This window comes from Thermogemmata fonticola (assembly GCF_013694095.1).
In the GTDB taxonomy this organism is placed as follows: domain Bacteria; phylum Planctomycetota; class Planctomycetia; order Gemmatales; family Gemmataceae; genus Thermogemmata; species Thermogemmata fonticola.
In genome coordinates this window covers 62,426-81,146 of record NZ_JACEFB010000002.1, presented here as the reverse complement: position 1 = coordinate 81,146, position 18,721 = coordinate 62,426, and the positions used below count along the sequence as shown (strand labels likewise).

Annotated in this window: 13 protein-coding genes; 9 read left to right on the top strand and 4 right to left on the bottom strand. The window is 59.0% G+C overall.

From position 1 onward, the window contains the following. The first annotated feature begins 38 nt into the window (after positions 1 to 38). The 3 genes from H0921_RS03930 (at position 39) to H0921_RS03920 (ending at position 3,681) form a co-directional block, all read left to right on the top strand. A complete protein-coding gene (locus tag H0921_RS03930) occupies positions 39 to 692 on the top strand; it encodes a S1 family peptidase (RefSeq protein WP_194536741.1) in 654 nt (217 codons plus the stop codon). 232 nt (positions 693 to 924) lie between these two features. Continuing rightward, positions 925 to 1,176, top strand: a complete 252-nt coding sequence (locus H0921_RS03925; protein ID WP_194536740.1) for a hypothetical protein — start codon at positions 925 to 927, stop codon at positions 1,174 to 1,176. Between the two features lie 108 nt (positions 1,177 to 1,284). Beyond that, positions 1,285 to 3,681: an O-antigen ligase family protein gene (locus tag H0921_RS03920; RefSeq protein WP_194536739.1), complete on the top strand. Its 2,397-nt coding sequence runs from the start codon at positions 1,285 to 1,287 to the stop codon at positions 3,679 to 3,681. A gap of 211 nt (positions 3,682 to 3,892) precedes the next feature. Here the strand turns inward: H0921_RS03920 and H0921_RS03915 are convergent, their stop codons facing one another. Next, entirely contained in the window at positions 3,893 to 5,266 is a 1,374-nt protein-coding gene (locus tag H0921_RS03915; RefSeq protein ID WP_194536738.1) for a C2 family cysteine protease, read from the bottom strand. A gap of 476 nt (positions 5,267 to 5,742) precedes the next feature. Here H0921_RS03915 and H0921_RS03910 point away from each other — a divergent pair, with 476 nt between their 5' ends. Both H0921_RS03910 and H0921_RS03905 read left to right on the top strand, forming a co-directional pair. Continuing rightward, entirely contained in the window at positions 5,743 to 6,411 is a 669-nt protein-coding gene (locus H0921_RS03910; protein ID WP_194537138.1) for a sigma-70 family RNA polymerase sigma factor, read from the top strand. After that, entirely contained in the window at positions 6,408 to 7,109 is a 702-nt protein-coding gene (locus H0921_RS03905) for an energy-coupling factor ABC transporter permease (protein ID WP_194536737.1), read from the top strand. The genes H0921_RS03910 and H0921_RS03905 overlap by 4 nt, the downstream gene beginning before the upstream one ends. A 47-nt stretch (positions 7,110 to 7,156) precedes the next feature. On the opposite strand, the gene H0921_RS03900 is transcribed toward H0921_RS03905, so the two are convergent. The 3 genes from H0921_RS03900 to H0921_RS03890 all read right to left on the bottom strand — a co-directional run bounded on the left by H0921_RS03900 (position 7,157) and on the right by H0921_RS03890 (position 11,021). Then, positions 7,157 to 9,058: an endonuclease MutS2 gene (locus H0921_RS03900; protein WP_194536736.1), complete on the bottom strand. Its 1,902-nt coding sequence runs from the start codon at positions 9,056 to 9,058 to the stop codon at positions 7,157 to 7,159. A gap of 39 nt (positions 9,059 to 9,097) precedes the next feature. Then, complete coding sequence (locus H0921_RS03895; RefSeq protein ID WP_194536735.1) at positions 9,098 to 9,583, bottom strand: TIGR03067 domain-containing protein; 486 nt, start codon at positions 9,581 to 9,583, stop codon at positions 9,098 to 9,100. A gap of 292 nt (positions 9,584 to 9,875) precedes the next feature. Further along, on the bottom strand, positions 9,876 to 11,021 hold the full coding sequence (locus H0921_RS03890; protein ID WP_194536734.1) for a methyltransferase domain-containing protein: 1,146 nt from the start codon (positions 11,019 to 11,021) through the stop codon (positions 9,876 to 9,878). Positions 11,022 to 12,133: 1,112 nt separating this feature from the next. On the opposite strand from H0921_RS03890, the gene H0921_RS03885 reads away from it, so the two are divergent. The 4 genes from H0921_RS03885 (at position 12,134) to H0921_RS03870 (ending at position 18,667) form a co-directional block, all read left to right on the top strand. Beyond that, positions 12,134 to 14,254 (top strand): S46 family peptidase, encoded by a 2,121-nt coding sequence (locus H0921_RS03885; protein WP_228498982.1) that lies wholly within the window; start codon positions 12,134 to 12,136, stop codon positions 14,252 to 14,254. 315 nt (positions 14,255 to 14,569) lie between these two features. After that, entirely contained in the window at positions 14,570 to 16,141 is a 1,572-nt protein-coding gene (locus H0921_RS03880; protein WP_194536733.1) for an MraY family glycosyltransferase, read from the top strand. A 455-nt stretch (positions 16,142 to 16,596) separates the two neighbouring features. Further along, the gene (locus tag H0921_RS03875) at positions 16,597 to 17,757 is read left to right on the top strand and encodes a hypothetical protein (RefSeq protein ID WP_194536732.1); all 1,161 of its coding nucleotides are present in this window, start codon (positions 16,597 to 16,599) and stop codon (positions 17,755 to 17,757) included. 1 nt (position 17,758) lies between these two features. Then, positions 17,759 to 18,667: a DUF1559 domain-containing protein gene (locus tag H0921_RS03870; RefSeq protein ID WP_194537136.1), complete on the top strand. Its 909-nt coding sequence runs from the start codon at positions 17,759 to 17,761 to the stop codon at positions 18,665 to 18,667. Positions 18,668 to 18,721: the final 54 nt, after the last annotated feature.

The window sequence follows — 18,721 nt, the reverse complement described above, 5'->3', positions numbered from 1 at the left end:
CCAACACCACATGGGTCATCGGCGCATGAGGGAGCAACATGGTATCTGCATGGACTTTGATAATGCCTGGTGTGATGACCTCCATCTTGTGGACTGAAGCACTCCTCGCCTGCCCGCGCGTGAGTGTGGCACGAGGACCGACTGGGACCGGCGTAGTCATCGCCGTCCAGAATGAAATCGGCTGGCTACTGACAGCGGCACACGTGGCTATCGACGAACGGGTGGAAGTCGCTTTCACTTCCTGGCAGAGCTATCCCGATGTGGCTTGGTACGCCCGCCAGGCGCGTGTCGTGGCCCGCTGGCCCCAGCAAGACTTGGCCCTGGTCCGCTTCGAGACCGGAGGGCGGAAGATACCTGTGCTTCCCTTGGCACCACCTTGGGCACGCCCGAAACGTTTCCCAGCGGCTGCTTGGAGCATCGGCATCAACTCCGAGGGTGGCGCTACCCTCCGAGCAGAACGGCTGGAAGCTCGTGAATATGTGGACGATGCCGGAAAAGAGGGTGTTTTCTTTTGGCGGACGGCCCAAGCTCCGCTAGCGGGTCGTTCCGGCGGGCCTTTGCTGGATGCTCAGCGGCGCGTCATCGGAATTGCCGTAGCTGCCCGCGCCTCCCGCGGTTATTATCTCCACCATGATGAAATTCTCGCCGCCCTCCTGTCGAGCCACTACAAGCATCTGCTCCCCTTTCGTTAGGACCGCTTCGATAAGCAGTCATCTTCCCTGATTTTTCCTGAGATTGACGTGAACCGGTATGAGCCCTCCCTCCCTCCCGCTCAGTCCATCGGGAACAGGGTCCATCAGGAACAGACAAGGACTGCCCTTGCCGGAAAGTTACCGGAAAAACGTTGGCATATCCCAACCGGACAGATTATGCTATGGGTGAAGAGTTTGCCCGAGGCAATAGTCACACCAGCGGAACATCATCATGCGCAAACTCGTGCTAGTGCTGCCAGGGTTCTTGGTTCTATTGGCAGCCGTGGTGGCCACGGCGGAAGTCTGCGAGAGCTTGCAAGGAGCGGGTAATCCAGTGGCAACCGCCTTGCAGTCGGAGGAGTCACCTCTAACACTCGTGGAAGGGGATGAAGCCTCGGCAGCATTGTGGGTAGAGACCGGACGCCGACTCCAGGACACGCGCAAAGCACGCTTGCCTCAACCGAAAGCTCCCACTCGCCGTTGACCTACGGACTGGCTAGCACCCAATGCCACCTTTTCCATGCCGTTTCCCGGAAGTTCCCATCTTCAGGGTTTCCCCGACATTCCTGTCGTTCGGCGCGCAGGAATCATCTTGCTGATTGGTCTTTTCGTCCTCACTCCTTGGCCATTCGGAAGTGCTAGTCCTGCTAGTCAATTCGTGGTGATGCTGGCCATCCTGGCTCTAGCGGGGTGGGGAGCTTACGTTTTCTGGACAACCCGGCAAGAGTTCGGCTTATATCGGGACCCGCTTGCCTGGTGCTTGCTGGGACTCACCGCTTGGACCTGGTGCCAAACGGTGCCTTTGCCAGCGAGTTGGGTCGCTGTGCTCAATCCCCAGGCAGCGGAGTGGCATGCGACCCTACGGCCAGCGCAACCGGAATTGACAGTCGGCGAAATACCGGAGCACGTACCCCGCCGCTCCGCGTGGTTGCCTTTGAGCATCGCTCCTCTGGAGACCCAGCGCCTCGGCGCACAATTGGCCGGAATCACCCTGCTCTATCTCGGTGGGCGACTGCTCGTGGGCCGCGGCTGCCATCTTCGCCATCTCACGTGGGCGGCGTGCGGAACCGGTCTTTTACTGTCCCTCACAGGGATCATCCAGTATCTGAGCGGGGAGCAAGAGCGCATTTACGGCCACTTTGCCACTGATGGCCCCTCCTTTGGCCCCTTCGTCAACAAAAACCATTTCGCGTTCCAGATCGAACTCATGTTTGGGTTATCGTTCGGTCTCTGGCTCGCGGAATGGCGGCGCCACGGTTGGCGCTCACCAGTGGCTGTCGGAGTCTTCTTTTTCCTGGGATTGATGCTCAGTGCTGTGGTGCTTAGTCAGTCCCGAGGCGGGGTGCTAGCATTGAGCGCCAGTCTGCTTTTGTCTGCCCTCCTGGGTGCTTCCCGTTTGCCTCATCACCGCACACTCTGGGGTGGCGTGATCCTGCTCATGATCGCGAGCGCAGCCTGGTTGCTCTGGCTGGGGAATGAAGCTGTCCTGACCCGCCTGGCGACTCTATGGCGGGGGGAAGCGGACAATCGCACGTCCCTATGGCAGAACGCGTGGCGCCTCGTAGCCTTGTTCCCTCTGAGCGGTACGGGCGGGGGAGGTTACACCATCGCCGAACTGGTGACACGACCGCGTCATCTCGGCCCCATCCTCTCAACCACCGCGCACAACGAGTATCTGGAAGCCTGGATCGAAGGCGGCATCCTCCGCGGGGTCGCTACGTTGCTGCTTGTGTTTTTCACCCTGCGGCATGCCCTGCGCGCTTATCGCAGTGAGGGAGAGGCTCTGAGCCTCGGCTGCTTTGTTTCGTTGACTGCGGTGGCCCTCCACAGCATCGTCGATGCAGGCATTCACGTCCCCAGTGTTGCTCTCGGTGCCACGATTCTAGCCACTTTCGCGGCTTCTCGTGCCTCCAACGCTCAACCTGCGCAGCCGCCGATCAAGCGGTGGTCCCCGTGCTGCTTCCTCGTCCTCATGGGCATACTAGCCCTAGCCGTCGGGTTGCCCCTCCATTGGGATTATCGAGCGGACAAGTGGCAGCAGCGCGCCGCCGCCACCCTTTCTTTCGATGAAGCGACCCATTGCTTGGAACAAGCTTTGAGATGGCGGCCTCGTGACTTCGAGAGCTGGGAACAATTGGCAGCTTTACACCTTCAACGTGGCATCGACATTAGCCGTATAGGGCATTGGGTTGTGGCGGGACCTGCGGCTGCCTTGCTCCCTGCCGATCTGATGACACTCAGTGACAGTGCAGGACACTTCCAGGCGGCTTTGCGGGCTAGTCGTGCTGCGTGCGATGCTCAGCCCCTTTGGCCCGGCCCCCATCTGCGTATCGCCGCTCTCCTGCGCCATGCCCAGCAAGCCGAGAACATCACAGTCTATCTGACCCGTGCCCAAACGGTGGGGCACGCCGATCCCGACGTCTGGTTTGCTTGCGGCCAGGTCTGGGCGGCCTCCGCAAATTGGACTGCCGCTTTGCACTGCTGGAAAGAATCACTCGTGCGTTCTCCTAGACACTTGCCATCCATATGCCGATGGATCGCTATGAGTCCAGTCCCATTGGATCACTTCCGGCAGCATGCCCTGCCCGATGATCCCCTGCTCTGGTACCAAGCTGCAAAATACCTCTTTCTCCGGACCGATTCCCCTCAACGACAGCAGTGGTATAGTCTCGTCGCTGAGCGTTTCGCCCAGAACCCTTCGACTACCGAGCCGCTGGCATTCCGAGCCTGGGCCGATGCCCTCATCCAATGCAGCCGCTACCTGCAATCCCTTGAAGTGTTGCAACACGGCGTGCAGCAATTTCCTCACGACCGGCTTCTGAGAGAGATGTTCGCGATTCAACTCGAACTGGAGGATCGTTTTGCTGAGGCACGGATTCATTGGGAATGGTTAGCGGAGCATTATCCTGATCACGGCCCCTATGCCCGCCGTGCTGCCGCCGCCCGTCGCGCTGCCACCTTGCAGCAGGTGATTGGTTCCCAGCGCTAAGGCCACCTTGCCATCGACCATCGATTCACGGAGTTTGAGCAGCGGCACACATGTCCCAGAAACAATGTTTTCCAAAGCGGAGCGCGTGTCAGGCGAACCAATTTCAAAATCAAAAAGTGGGCCACTTTATACACAGCTTCGACCGCGGCTGCTTCTCATACCGCGGTTGAATCTGGCCTCCAATGAGCTGAGTTACTCAGAAGCGAGATCGTCAGGAAACGCGAGCAAACTCCAGGGTGCAGAAGCCTTGGCAGTTGTACAACTCATCAATCGAAATTACAATATCGCCGTCGTTGGGATTGCCGTAAGCGGTCGTGCCGCCATCAATCCGCCAGGGATTGCGCAGGTGGACGTTGAGCACTTCACCCGTCAGGCCGTCCAGGTCGACACCGGTGACGACGTACTGGTGATTGCTGATCAGATAGTTGCTGGTCGAGATGTGGATACCGATGGTTACAGCATAGCGGGTGTTGGGATTGGAAGGATAGAGAAGGCTTTTAATGCCTGCTCCCAAGGAGGCAGCATTCGCGAAGGCTGGCAATCCAAAGGAGAATGAACTGTGGAAGGCGATAGCTCCCGTGTCGGGTAATTGGTAGGCGTTGTAGGCATCGATGGTGAAACCACCCTCAATGGAACTGTAACTATTGGCTCCCGGCTGGCGGTGGAAAGTAAACGCCTTCTCGATTATCGGCGCCCACATGCTTCCTCCCAATCCGAAGGCCGTGTAGGACAGGAATTGATCCCCATAGCGGCTGACAGGCAGATCATTATCGACTCGGTAGAAGGCGCTGCCAAAGCGGACTCCATAAGTGCCGTCCCCGAAGTCCACCACCATCGATTTGATGGAATCCGGATTGGCGTAAGCCATCGATGCCAAGCTGGCCAGGAACCAGCAATCCCCCAAGGCTCCCTGCTGGATATCGTTGATGTGCGGACCGGAGGGACCGAAAAGCGGTCGGCCATCGAACCGCTCGTAGTAGAAATTCTGGCCGCTGGCGGTCTGCGGTAACAGAGCGGGATCGACCAAACGATCCCCATCCAGTGTTCGATCCGCTCCAGGATTCCCAAAGGCTTCCACAGCATTGACCGTATCGGCTGCCGTGGCTGTCGATACGTTGTCCGTCAGGGAACCGTTTTTATCCACCCAAATCACGTCAAAGCCGAGGCCAGGATCAACCACATCACCCACCAAATCGTTGAGCGTGATAATGGTATCGTCACCGGAACTACCGAAGACGGCATTGGCTCCTGCTCCGCCATTGAGCCAATCGTTGCCCGCACCACCAGTAAGGACGTCATTGCCGCCGTTGCCGTGGATCCAGTCGTTCCCCCCCTCGCCGGATAGTCGATCCGTACTCTCACCACCCCGCAAGGTATCATGGCCCGCACCGCCATAAGCCACGATTCGTCCCGCACCCCGGGCTTGAAGCAGATCTTGGCCAGCATTCCCATACATCCGCACAAGTCGAGCTGCGGCCGGTCCCACAGCCGTAATGGCATCCTCCCCTCGTCCGCCATAAACATCGATCCGTTGTACCGCCGATGCCACGTAACTCCACGTCCGGTTGGCGATTAGATCCCTCACCACCACCCTTCCTGGAGTGTTTTGATGTACAAGTATGCTGTTGTCCTGATTATCCGTAACAACCTTCAAAACCCCGTTGAAAAGTTGGACTGCGGCCACTGCTGGGACTGTTCGGTCTTCCAGCACAGTTACGAGAGGATGAAAGCGGAGCGAGTTACGCGCGGCCATGGCTACCAACCTCGCTTAGGTGAAACGAATGAATGTTGCTAAGTCGCTAAGAAGAGGAGGAAACATCACTCATCTAGTATGCTAGTGTAACTAGCGGCGGGTGGCTGTCAAGCAGAGTTGTTCTGCTTGGGGTAACGGGACAAGCGAGGCTGGCTCGCTCGCCTTGCTCTCAATCGCTATATTGAGCAATGACCGCAATTTGAGCAGAACGCTTGCAATGCATACCCACGGGCCTCAACGCCACGGACCCTCATCAAGTTGTGGAAGTGCCGCGAGAGAAAGCGCAGGGAGAAAAAACGGTAGCGCAGATGTGGCCCTCACGAGAAGAGACAGAACGCCTCCTGGAAGCAGCCCGTCAGGGGAATACCCAGGCGGCCGAGCAACTGCTGGGAACCCACCGGGAACCCCTCCGGCGGCTGATCGCGGCCCGTCTGGACCCGGTTCTGGCCCGGCGCCTGGATGCCTCGGACATCGTCCAGGACGTTTTGCTGGAAGCCAACCAGCGTCTGATCGCCTATCTGCAAAAGCCGGACATGCCCTTTCATCTATGGCTGCGGCATTTGGCCCAGGATCGGATCATCGACGTTCACCGGCGCCATCGTCTGGCCCAGCGCCGCAGCGTGGACCGTGAGGAAAGCCTGCAGGCCGCTGCCTGGGCGGATGATCCCTCCGCTACCGATTGGGCGGCCCAGTTGGTGGATACAGAAAGAACCCCGGCTTCCGAGGCGATCCGCCGAGAGCTGTTCCGCCGCGTCACTGCCGCTCTTTGGCAACTGCCGGAAGCGGACCGGGAAATCCTGCTCCTGAGGCATCAGGAACAATTGAGCAACCAGGAGGCGGCCCTCGTGTTGGGACTGAGCGAAGCCGCTGCTTCGATGCGGTATCTGCGGGCCTTACGCCGTCTGCGAGCCATCCTCGTACCTCATTCGCCGCAGAAAGATTCTCTGGACTCCTCGTCGGAGGACAACCGGTCGTGACAGGCAAGCCTCTGTGGGCGGTCCATCTAGCGGATGGAGCGATCGCGGAAGCCTGGCTTGTCGCCGGTTGGCTCGGTTGCGCCCTCCTCCTGCTGCGACCACTCCGACAGTTGCACGATGAAGATATTCCCCGCTTGGGATTGCTGACCGCGGCCTTTTTCGTCAGCTCCAGCATACACATCAAGTTAGCCATTCTGCCAACCAGCGTTCATTTGCTCCTCAACGGTCTGGTCGGTGTTCTATTGGGGCCGCGCGCTCCCATCGCCATAGCCGTCGGTTTGCTTCTGCAATATCTGCTGCTCGCTCACGGCGGCCTAACTACCTTGGGGCTGAACACCTGCATCATCGCCATACCGGCTCTGGGAATGGCGCTCCTGGAGCGGCGGTTGCGGGCCTATCTGCCGCCGTTCTGGCGCGGCGTCCTTGTGGGGGGAGGAGCCGTAGCAGGCACAGTGCTACTCAATTTTGTGGTTCTGCTGCTGGGAGGCAAAGAAGAGTGGGGGGTGCTCGCGCGGCTGGTCCTGCTCGCCCACCTGCCCGTGTTGGTGTTAGAGGCCGGGATGTTAGGAGTGATCCTAGCTTACCTGGAACGGGTCAAACCGGAGATGCTCCAGCCACCCCCGCCGCCTTCCTCGGCAACGACATCATCTTGGACCAATTTGCACCCATCTCCAGGAACGGCATCGCGACAGGTCTGATCGCTGGAGCCTACACGGAGGGACACAGGGGGGATTTCCTCACCCTTTTAGGAAGTGACGGGCAAAATTTCTTCAAACGGGACTTCCCATTGTCCTAGGCCGATGTGTACGGTGATCAGGCGTTTGCGCAGGTCCACCCGCACCACACGCCCGACAGCATCGAATCGACTCACACGCACGGTTTCTCCTTCGCGTAGGCGGCTCCGCCACTCTTGCAACTGGGCTTGTTCAGCGGCTTGCTGCTCCAGGTGCGCCCGTCGCTGGGCATACGCCTGTTTTTCCTGCTCCGCGGCCAGTCGGGCTGCGACGGCCTCGGCCTTGGCTTGTTCCGCTTCTTGGCGGACCCGTTGCAAGCGAGCCAACTCCGCGGCCACACTCCCCCCCTGATGCAGATAACGCGCTGCACGTTGGAGCAATTCCGGAGGCAGTTGCAATCGTCGGGCAATGGTCAAAGCATTGCTCATGCCGAATTGGCCAATGTGCAACCGATAGGTCGGCCGCAACGTCTCGACATCGAACTCCACCGCTCCGTTTTCCGCGCGAGGATTGCTGAAGGCATACGTCTTGAGGTCTCCCAAATGGGTCGTGACCATAGCCCGGCAGCCGATTTGATCCAATTGGTCCAGAATAGCCCGCCCCAAGGCAGCCCCTTCGGTGGGGTCGGTTCCCGCTCCGAGTTCATCGAGCAGCACCAGGCTATCGGCCGTTGCCGTTCGCAAAATCGTGGCAATCCGTGACATGTGAGCACTGAAAGTACTCAAGGATTGCTCCAGGCTCTGTTCATCTCCGATATCGGCGAGGATATGGCGGAAAACCGGCAGTAAACTTCCCGGAGCCGCCGGGACGTGCAAACCGGATTGAGCCATGAGACATAGCAATCCTGTCGTTTTGAGAGCGACGGTTTTGCCTCCTGTGTTCGGACCGGTGATGATCAGAATGTTGAAGTGAAAGCCCAGGCGGACATCGATGGGAACCACCTGGCGTGGCGCCTGTTCCTCCGTGCTGGTCCGAAAGAGGTGTTCCAGCAAAGGATGCCGAGCTTGTTGCAACCAGAGCCGCCCTTCCGTGTTGAGTTGAGGGGCGGACATACGATAATCCCGGCTGAACCTGGCTTGGGCGGTGATCAAATCGAGGCGAGCCGCGATGTCGAGGGCGTACCCCAGCGGCTTGGCCAACCGGCCCACTTCGCCGCTGAGCCGGCGGAGCACCCGCTGCACCTCGCGCTCTTCCGCCGCTTGGAGTGCCACTCGTTCGGCATGGAGGGCCGCGACCGAGGCCGGCTCGATGAAGACCGTCTCCCCCGTCGCACTCATCCGATGGACGACCCCCGCGACTTTGTGGCGATAATTCACCGCTACCGGTAACACATGATGATCCCCATGCACCGTGGCATTCGGATAACTCAGCAGACGGCGCAACTCTGGGTCCCGCAACATGCGGCGGATTTCCCCTTTGATCCGTTCATCCAGATCATGCAACCGCCGGCGAATATCCGCCAGTTCCGGACTGGCCATATCCAGCACATGGCCGCGCGCATCGATGCAGGCCGTGATCAGCCGCGCCGTAGGCCCAAAATCCTCGATTCCCGCCAGCAGCTCCATCAGACCCTTGCAGGAAGGAGGCAAACGCATGCGATAGCGGTACAGGGCGCCGGTGGCTTGCAGCGTCTCCGCGATCTGCACGAGTTGTTCCGCCGCCAGCATCGTACCCAGCGCCGCTCGGCGGACCCACAGCCGGATATCATGAATCCCCTGCAACGGGGGAGCCACACCGGCCGCCAGAGCTTCTACCATCTCGCTGGTCCAGGCGATCTGGCGCTGGATGTGGGCAAGATCCGTGGATGGCTCCAGACGACGGGCCAGTTCCCGGCCCAATGACGTGGTCGCATAAGACGCTAACAATTCCCGGATCGCTTCGTATCCGAGCAACTCCAGAGTGTGGGCATCCATACAGACATTTTACCGCCGGATAATACGAAGCGGCTGTGTCTAGCGAACCTGGCGTGCCCACGTTTCCAGAAAATACCCGCTGCCTGTCGGCGCCTGGAACTCCTTCGGCCGAGGTTTGTCCGCCGGCCCATAACATAACTTTAACTGATTGCCGGCTAACTCGTAAATGCCGTGCCGCTTTTGGCCCTTGAGTGGTCCGTCCTTGAATTCAAAGATGATCCCCTTGGGCTGAGTCGTGGGGTCCAGAGTAATCTGAACAGTGGCCAGCACGATCGGACGCGGTTTCCCATCTTGACCCTTGTCGAGGAAGTAAAGGTAGTAATCGTTCTGATCAAAAACGGCAGTGATCTGTTTCATAACCTCCGGCGTCATCTGCGCTCGGCCCTCATATTCACAATGCAAGGGTTTCCACTGACCTTGTAAAGCTGCCAGATCGCCCCCAGGATTCGGTTCTCCCGCCGCCCACGTCCACCATCCCCCGCTAACGCCAAGAAACACACCATATATTGCAACCAAGCGTAACATGGCCCGCTCTCCTCATCCGAATCTTGCCGCTGGACTGTCACTCCTCTGATCTCTCACGCTGTACACTTTGGAAGCAACGACAGCGCTCTATGTCCCCGATTTGTTTCTGTGTCAAGACCGACTTTGCGCGCGCTGGAGTGGCAGGGTGTAACCAGATTTTCTGGGGGTGGGGGCTGAACCCGCGAGGTGTTTCCCCACACTAGCGGAGCTGCCCGGCAGGGAACCCCCAGAGAATTTGGTTGCACCCGAGTGGCAAGACTGCCAGTCCGAACCACCGTTTTGCGGGGGTAACTTACGCAATCGCCGGTGGCGGTAGTGTGGACTCCTCCAGCGGCTTGTGCCAGACGCTCAAGGTACATGGCTGGCCGAGAACACGTAGGGCGAGCCGGCGTACCGTTGTCCAGCGGAAGGGACTCAGGGCCATCGAGAGAGCCTGATGCTCCATCACGAGCAGGACAGCTCGACCACCCGGTTTGAGAACCCGATTCCACTCGCGGGCCAACGCCGTGTAAAGCGGTAGAATTTCCTCCACCGAAGCCAGTTGCTTGCCGAAAGGCGGATTGCACAAGAGGCGGTCCACACTGGCGTCGGCCAAGGGCAGGGAACGTGCATCCCAGCGCGCTAAACCTACGGGTCCCATGCGGCCCAGATTCTGCGTGGAAACAAAGACAGCATGGGGGTCGATGTCTCCACCGAGCAGCCGGACAGGCGCTCCCCCCTTGCGCTGGCGAGCCAGTGTCAGGGCTTCCGCCAGGATCGTTCCCGCGCCGCACATCGGGTCCAGGACTGTCATACCGGGAGCAATACCCGCCAACCGCACCATAGCGGCGGCCACGGTCGGGCGCAAGGAGGCGGCAATATGCTCCTGTTTGTAAGTACGATGCCGCATGGTACGGTCGGAGAGCCGAACACCGCAAACCGCCGTTTTGCCGTGAATCGTCAGCCAAATTTCGAGCCAAGCATTCTCGTCGACCTCGTACCAACCCGCCGGCAAAACATGACGTAAGCCTGCCCGGAACGCCTCCTCGGCATCCACCCGTCGATAGCCATGCTCCCCTTGCATCTGGCACACCAGGTGGAAGGTAGGCTTACCCCGCCGCAAAGGCCGAATCTGATGATGCCAGCGGAACAACGCCGGCCAGTCCGGTTTCCGGGCAGTCCACTGGCGGAACAAATCCAGGTCCGCAGCTCGATACGTCAGGGTATCGCTACCCCAGGCGAGAAGAAAAACATCCTCCGTCGTGCGCAGAGACAACACCGACTCATCGATTTGGGACAGGCGAAAGACCACCAACCCCCGGGCCGTCTTCTTCACCTCGCCATGCAAATCCTGAGTGATCTCGTCTGCAGCCACCCTTTCCAGACCATCATGCGTGAGCGCATACAACGCCGGCAGTTCGGCGGCGGACTCTTCTCTCTTGCGGCGCGCGTGTCCCATAATTCACCGATCCCACAAATGTTTCCCTGCGCGGCATCCCGCACCCCCCTCTCAATCATGGACGCACATCCAGGGTTACGCTCGGACCGCTTGACCTAACTCCTTTACCCCCTGAAACGCTCTCCGCCTCGCATCAGACAGTCTATCTTAGGGAACCCTACTGTCTCACCAACATCAGGCAGCCCCCCTGAGGAGACCCTAATGTCTCGCCAACTTTGGCAATGCCGCCGTCTTTCCTCCGCTGCGGGACAAGCATTCCGCCGCTGCCAGCTTCATCTTGCGATCTTCAGGTTGGCTCGCCCTTGACTCTTTATCTCAGCCCCTCAGCAATCTTCCCCTCTTTCTTTCCGTTGACGTGTGTGGTGCGATGCACCTCCCCTGAACTCTCGGCATTTTCGCTGTGTTGTGCCTTTTCAACAGGAGATGCCGTCCAGGAGCTGGGAGGGAGAAGAGAATCTACCCATGAAATCTGGACAAAACGATCCAAATATGCGAAATTGGGAGTAGAGTCGAATATGTCCCGCCAGCACCCACCTTGGAGGGTGGAATCGAAGGTCGGGAACCGAAAGGGGGCGCCCCAGGTGGCATCCCCTCGTATCGGGAACAACTCGTGGAGGGCGTGGAGGGTGTCATGGAAACCATCACAATGGTCGGCTTCGGTTTAGTGTTGCTGGTCTGGCTGTATGGTTACAGCGCTCTGCTGTTTCGCAAGCCGCATTCTCATGGCTAACGGTTCCATAGGCTCAGAAACGCACTAGCGCGTCCCGCTCGGCGGCTTCAGGAAAAACCGGACCAGCAAAAAGGGGTGCCTATCCCTGGATCATTACCATTTCCCACGCCACGCCAGTGGGATGATTATGGCTTCGTGCTGCACCGGTTTGCTCTGTTCCCGTGCAGCGGATTCAATTCGGCTCTGTTCGCATCAGCCTCTCCTGAGGTTAGCGGGAAAGAGTTTCCATGCGCCAGCCATGAGGGACGGCTGACGCGTAGGAAAGTGGTCGGTGTTTTGTGGCTCTTCAATAAAAAAATACAATGATGCGAAGTCCACAGCCGGTGGATCACCGTGGTGCTTGGTCTGAGTGTACGACTCACTGCCATTCCAGGAGCATCCTATGGCCGAACCCATACCGAACGCCTGCCGGGGTCCGAAAGGCACGATAGGATGGAACGGTGGTATAGCAGTGCTACTGCTGTGGGGAGGGACAGCCATGATGGCGGTGTCGGACGAGGGAATGTGGTTGCTCAACGACCCGCCGCGGACCTTGCTCAAAGAGAAATACGGTTACGAGTTGACGGAGGAATGGCTCCAGCGGGCGATGAAGGCTTCCGTGCGTCTCAACAGCGGCGGTTCGGGCGGTTTCGTTTCACCGGAGGGATTGTTGGTCACCAATCATCACGTTGCGGCAGATGCCGTCCAGAAACTGAGCAAGCCCGGAGTCGATCTCTATCACAACGGCTTCTATGCCGCTCGGCGGGAGGAGGAATTGAAGTGCCTCGATCTTGAGGTCAATGTCCTCCAGGAAATTGTGGATGTCACGGCGGAGGTCAACGCCGCGGTGAAGGAAGGGATGACGCCCGCTCAAGCCGCAGCAGCCCGGCGCGCGGTCATGAGCCGGATAGAGAAGGAGTCGCTGGATCGCACCGGTCTGCGCTCGGATGTAGTGACGTTATACAACGGTGGAGCCTATCACCTGTATCGGTACAAGAAATATACGGACGTTCGCCTGGTTTTCAGTCCGGAAAAAGCGATTGCCGGTTTCGGCGGCGATGTGGACAACTTCGAGTTTCCCCGTTACTGCCTGGATGTCGCTTTCTTTCGGGTTTACGAGGATGGCAAGCCGGCGAAAACGCCGCATTTTTTCCGCTGGAGCGCCACGGGTCCGCAGGAGGGCGATCTGGTTTTTGTCACAGGCCACCCTGGGACGACCCAGCGGCTGGAAACGTGGGCCCGCCTGCGCCACCGGCGTGATCTGACTCTGCCCTATAGCCTCTCCCGTCTCCGTGCCCTGGAGGCGGCCCTGCTCCAATATAGCGAGGAGCACCCGGAAAAACGGCGGCAAGCGGTTGCCGATTTGCACGGCGTCGCCAACGCACGCAAAGCTTTCACGGGTCAGTTGCAAGGCTTGCTCACCCCGGCCATTTTGGAGCAGAAGCGTCAGCAAGAGGAAGAACTGCTGGCAGCGGCCCGCCAACGCGGCCTTCCCACAGCCGACGCTGAACGTGCTCTTGAGACCATCGCCCGTGTCCAGGAACAACTCCGCACCTTCGAGAAAGAGTATGCCCTCATAGAAGGCGGGCATGCCTTTGCTTCCCCCCTCTTCCTCATTGCCCGTCATTGCGTGCGCTTAGCCGAGGAATTGCCGAAACCTTCCAGCGAACGCCTCCGGGAATACCGCGACTCCAATCTCGATTCGTTGAAACTCTCCCTGTTCAGTCCCGCCCCCTTGTACCCAGAGCTGGAACAAGCCCGGTTGAGAACCTCCTTGCTGTTCCTGGCGGAAAACCTGGGCGGGGATCACGAGATCGTCCGAAAGGTACTCGCGGGGAAAAATCCGGCGGATCGTGCCGCAGAACTGATCGCGGGCACCCGCCTCTTCGACCCTCAGGAACGGCGCAAGCTCGTCGAAGGGGGGCAAGCCGCCATCGAGGCCAGCCAAGATAGCATGATCCAACTGGCCCGAAGCATCGATCCGATCGCCCGCCAATTGCGCCAGAGGTATGAGACCGAAGTGGAAGAACCGGAACGACAAGCCTATGCCGCCCTCGCCGCCCTGCGGTTTGCTGTCTATGGACGTTCTATCCCGCCAGATGCCACCTTCACCCTCCGCCTTGCTTTCGGAACCGTGCGCGGTTATCAAGCTGAAGGACAAAACATCCCTTGGCACACCACGATCGGTCAACTCTTCACGCGTTACGACAGCTTGGGAGGCCGGGAACCATTCACCTTGCCTCCCCGTTGGCTCGAACACCGCCGACGGCTCGACCCGGAGACGCCCCTCAACTTCGTTTCCACCGCCGACACCATCGGGGGCAATTCCGGTTCTCCGGTGCTCAACCGTGCGGGCGAATTGGTCGGCGTCAATTTCGATCGCAACCGCTACGGCCTGGTCCGCAACTTCGTCTATACCGATGTCCAAGCCCGGCACATCGCGGTTCATTCCCGTGCTGTCCTCGAAGCCCTCCGCAAAGTCTATGCCGCTGAATCCCTTCTCCAGGAACTGACACAACATTGACAAAACACCTGGCCAAGGCCATCGATCCGTCCAGCCCTTCGTACAGCGTGCTTCTCCAGGGAACTGCTCTGGTTCTGAGCCTGCCGACGGAGTGCTCAGATTTCGACTTGATCTGGCTTATCGCTGATGAGGCATCCTGACGATTCTGGCCTCAGCCCTGGCAGTAGCAGAATGGCCGCCATCTTCATTTTTTCTCTTTTTTGCTTGAATTGGCTCCAACGGAAAAGTTAACTTATATTCACAATCGAGATCGGCTCCTAGTTGAAAAATAAGACGACGACAAAACAGCTTGAGGTCGGCATCTGTGAGTAGACTATGACGACCGTCTATATGGGCCACTTCCTCTGTGGCTTGATCGGTGGTTGGCTGTTGACACGTCTGGCAATTCCCTGGGCGCGGCAGTGGGGATGGCTGGATTACCCCGATCGTAACCGGAAGCTGCACCACTTGGCAGTGCCGTTGGGCGGCGGTGTGGCGGTGTTTCTGGCCACGGTGCTCACTCTGTGTCTGGGCGCTGCTGCTTCCAAGCTCTGCGATACGCCTTGGGAATACTCTCTCCGCGAGACGTGGGGACTGTTTCTGGCCGCGGGGTTGATTTTGGTGTTAGGTCTCCTGGATGACCGGTACAATCTCCGCGCCCGCTATAAACTTCTCGGTCAAGTTGCAGCCGTACTAGTACTGATGTTCCTGGGGGATTATTCGATCACCTCTGTGAGCGTGTTCGGTTGGGTGATCGAGTTGGGGCTTTTGTCCGCACCGCTCACGGTGCTTTGGCTGCTGGCTTGCATCAATGCCCTGAACTTGATCGACGGCATGGATGGCTTGCTTGGCACGGTGAGCAGTATTGCCTTGGCCTCGTTCGGCTTGCTCGCGGTCTTGTCGGGCCATGGGACGGCCGCCGTTATAGCTTTTAGCTTGATGGGAGCCGTCCTGGGATTTCTGTGGTGGAATCTGCCCCCGGCGCGGATTTACATGGGGGATGCCGGCAGCATGCTCATCGGTCTGGCCGTCGGCGCCTTGGCTTTGCAAACCTCGCTTAAAGGTCCCGCCACTGTCGCATTGGGCGCACCGCTGGCCATTTTGGTGCTGCCCGTTTTCGACACCACTGCCGCTATCCTCCGCCGCCAACTGACAGGCCGCGGCTTGGCCGTAGCCGACCGCGGGCACATCCACCATGTCTTGCTCCAGCGCGGCTTCTCTCCTTGGCGAATCCTGATGCTCGTAGCGGCGATTGGCGCATTGGCCGCGGCGGGGGCATTAGTCAGCATGGCTTTGCAGAACGACCTCTACGCCTTTATCTGTGCCGTTGGCGTCGTCGTCACTTTGGTGGCCGGTAAATGGTTCGGATATGCCGAATGGAAACTCCTCCGACAACGATTAGCGACCACCGCCCATATTTTGCTATCCCCTCCTGAGCGCCTCCATGAACAGGAATTGGCTGTCCATCTTCACGGGACCGTCGATTGGAACTTGCTCTGGAAGGACTTGCTAGCTACAGCCCGGCGCTTGCCTCTGGAAGCGCTACACTTCGATGTCACCATTCCGTCCTTGCATGAAGACTACCATGCTCGCTGGAGCCGAGGGGAAGCCGTCGCCCTCTCAGCTCTCAGCCGCATCACAGTCCCTCTCTGGATCGGCGACATGCCCGTGGGACAACTCCATTTCCTCCTCCGTCGTTCCCCTCAACCGCTACGGGAAGTGTTGCAAACCCTCAGCGAGATAGTCGAAACCCTGGAACGCGAGACCTTCGCCCTCCTGCCGATTTCTGATCCCCCTCGGCCCGTGGCTATCTCCTCAGATTCCACTACCGCTCTCACTCTTGCACCTTGCCGCCCTGCTGTCACTGCGGATTCCTTCCACCTTTCCCCTTCCCCCTCCGCTGGATGATTTTCTGCTCCCACCCTCCGACGCCTCCCTTGGGCAATCACGACCTCCCCATCATAAGAACATTAAAAAAAATGAGAAATTTTGGATTCGTCTTGATATTACTCCGAGGCTATTTATAGTTGTTTGTGGGCTTATCGAGTTATCATCTCTAGCGATTGGCTTGAGGATGTCACAATGTCCATCAGCGGAACATCTCCTCCGCTGCGACCTCCTGACCCAGCGCAAGCGGGCGCAGATTCAATTTCAACGTCTTCCGCCGCCTCGTCTCCCCACCACTCATCGGAAACCCTCTTCTCCCTCCTGTGCAAATACGGTTTGGTCATCGTTCTTCTCAGCGGGGCCACGCTCGCGGCTTACTTCGCCTTTCCATCGCGGGAAAAACTCCCCCCAGGCGTGTACGCCAACCCACCGGTTGTGGGATGATACTCCATGCATTGAATCATGAGGACAAGGCCATGATCCCGAATTGCTTACATCTCTCCGGCCGAGCTAGCTTTCTGATCACGGTCACTCTGGTGCCGATCCTCCTCCTGACCGGGCTGCAAATGCCCCCGCTCGACGCTGCCCCGGAACCCAAATCCCCGGCCGAAATGGAAACCCTCGCCCTCCAAGCCCGACAAAACCTCAAAACCCTCTACGTCAAACTCCACTTCTCACGCCACGATCCTGACCGTAACTTTCGACAATCAGGGACACGGGCAATCTGGGTGAGCGGTGACAAGTTACGCAATGACGTGGTCTATGATCTCGGCCCCTTTCCTCCAGGCAAACGCATGGTCGGCTGCCACCATTGCGAAAAGAAAAACCACTCCCTGTATTGGAGAGAAGCCGACACCCCCATCCGAGCTACCCTCGACGAAGTTACCGTTCCCCCGGGGCAAAAATATCCCTCAGATCCTCGCAACATCATTGATCCGCGTCTGCTCGGTTACGTAAACGCCCCCTCCACCGCCTTGTACCCTCACCAGTTTTCCCTGGACTTGCACCTGGGGAAACACCCCCGTCTCCGCCGCGAGTCAGTCCAAATGGAAGCGACGCAGTGGAACGGGATGCGCTGCTACCTACTCCGCTCCATCCTGGCGGAAGGGGCAGAACAAAAGGTCTGGATCGCCCCCGACCACGGCTACAATATCGTCCGCATCACCTGGACGGATCAAAGTCAAATCGAAGAGACTGAATCCGAATTGCAGGCGGTCGGACCCAACAACCTCTGGTTCCCCAAACAGGTCAAACACCAAGTCCGCTCCGCGAAAGACGGAACTCTGACGTGCCAGGAAACGGTCCAGATTTTGGAAGTGCGGTTGAATGAGGAAGTACCCCCCTCCACCTTCACCCTCGCCGGATGCCTCCCCGATGGCACACCCGTGCGTATCTACTCCGGGGGACAATCCATTTACGGTACCCTCAAAAACGGTCAAGTGGAGAAAGAACCTGACATCCACCCTGCCGCCTCCCGACGTCAGGAACTGTTGGCGGCCACGCCTCCGCCCCCTCAACCTCTGCAAGAACCGCGACGCTGGGACCCCTGGCTTGTCTTCGCTGCTGTTTCCCTGACCCTGGGCGCTCTGCTCGTCCTCTGGCTGTGGCGCCGCTCCACCCTTCCAGGAAGGTCCTGACATGCGCCGCTCCGCTCCTAAAGCCTTCAGCCTTATCGAAGCCCTGGTCGTGATTGCCATCTTGGCCATCCTTCAGGGGCTGCTTCTGGCGGCGATCCAGCGGGTCCGTCTGGCGGCAGCACGTTTGGTGTGTGCCAACAACCTCCGCCAGTCCGCCTTGGCTCTGCACCAATACCACGACACCCACAACGGCCTTCCCTCCGGCGTGCGGCGGCTCCAGACCGGCGAACCAATGCCTCTGGCGAGCTGGCGCACTTTCATCTTGCCGTACATCGAACAACAGGCCCTGTGGGACGCTTCCGTCCAAGCCTACCGCCAGGACCCGTATTTTCACCGGCAGGCTCATGAGTATGTGCGAACGCGGGTGATTCCGCTTTACATCTGCACGCTGGATTATCGCGTTCAAACAGCCTGGGATGTGACCTCGAACTGGGGTTTCAACGTTACGGTGGCTCTCTCCTCGTATCTGGGAGTTTCCGGCACTCAGTCCACCTTGCGCAACGGCGTCCTTTACGACAATTCGCGGGTTCAACTAGTCCACATCCGGGATGGCACCTCGCAAACCCTCATGATCGGGGAACGCCCGCCGAGTGCGGACCTTGTTTACGGCTGGTGGTACGCGGGATGGGGTCAATACGGCAATGGCCAGTTGGACACGCATCTGGGAGCCACGGAGGTCAATTTGTACGACACGTGGTATCGGGGTTGTCCTGTCGGACCTTACGGCTATGGCCCCGGACAGCTCGAGAATTATTGCAGCGCTTTCCACTTCTGGAGCCAGCATCCCGGCGGGGCGCATTTTGCATTTGCCGACGGCTCCGTACGGTTGCTCTCCTATTCGATCGGTCCGCAAACCCTGGCCGCTCTGGCTACGCGGCAAGGAGGGGAGGTGATCCACCTGGCGGACTAGGAATTGGCGGACTGGGAAAAGACAGGATGGTTACACCTGGCAGGCAGAGAGATC

Coding starts and splice junctions, on each gene's coding strand:
- H0921_RS03880 (WP_194536733.1), top strand. CDS start 14,570: ATGACGACCGTCTATATGGGCCACTTCCTCTGTGGCTTGATCGGTGGT.
- H0921_RS03895 (WP_194536735.1), bottom strand. CDS start 9,583: ATGTTACGCTTGGTTGCAATATATGGTGTGTTTCTTGGCGTTAGCGGG.
- H0921_RS03890 (WP_194536734.1), bottom strand. CDS start 11,021: ATGGGACACGCGCGCCGCAAGAGAGAAGAGTCCGCCGCCGAACTGCCG.
- H0921_RS03870 (WP_194537136.1), top strand. CDS start 17,759: ATGCGCCGCTCCGCTCCTAAAGCCTTCAGCCTTATCGAAGCCCTGGTC.
- H0921_RS03875 (WP_194536732.1), top strand. CDS start 16,597: ATGATCCCGAATTGCTTACATCTCTCCGGCCGAGCTAGCTTTCTGATC.
- H0921_RS03925 (WP_194536740.1), top strand. CDS start 925: ATGCGCAAACTCGTGCTAGTGCTGCCAGGGTTCTTGGTTCTATTGGCA.
- H0921_RS03900 (WP_194536736.1), bottom strand. CDS start 9,058: ATGGATGCCCACACTCTGGAGTTGCTCGGATACGAAGCGATCCGGGAA.
- H0921_RS03910 (WP_194537138.1), top strand. CDS start 5,743: ATGTGGCCCTCACGAGAAGAGACAGAACGCCTCCTGGAAGCAGCCCGT.
- H0921_RS03885 (WP_228498982.1), top strand. CDS start 12,134: ATGGCCGAACCCATACCGAACGCCTGCCGGGGTCCGAAAGGCACGATA.
- H0921_RS03930 (WP_194536741.1), top strand. CDS start 39: ATGGTATCTGCATGGACTTTGATAATGCCTGGTGTGATGACCTCCATC.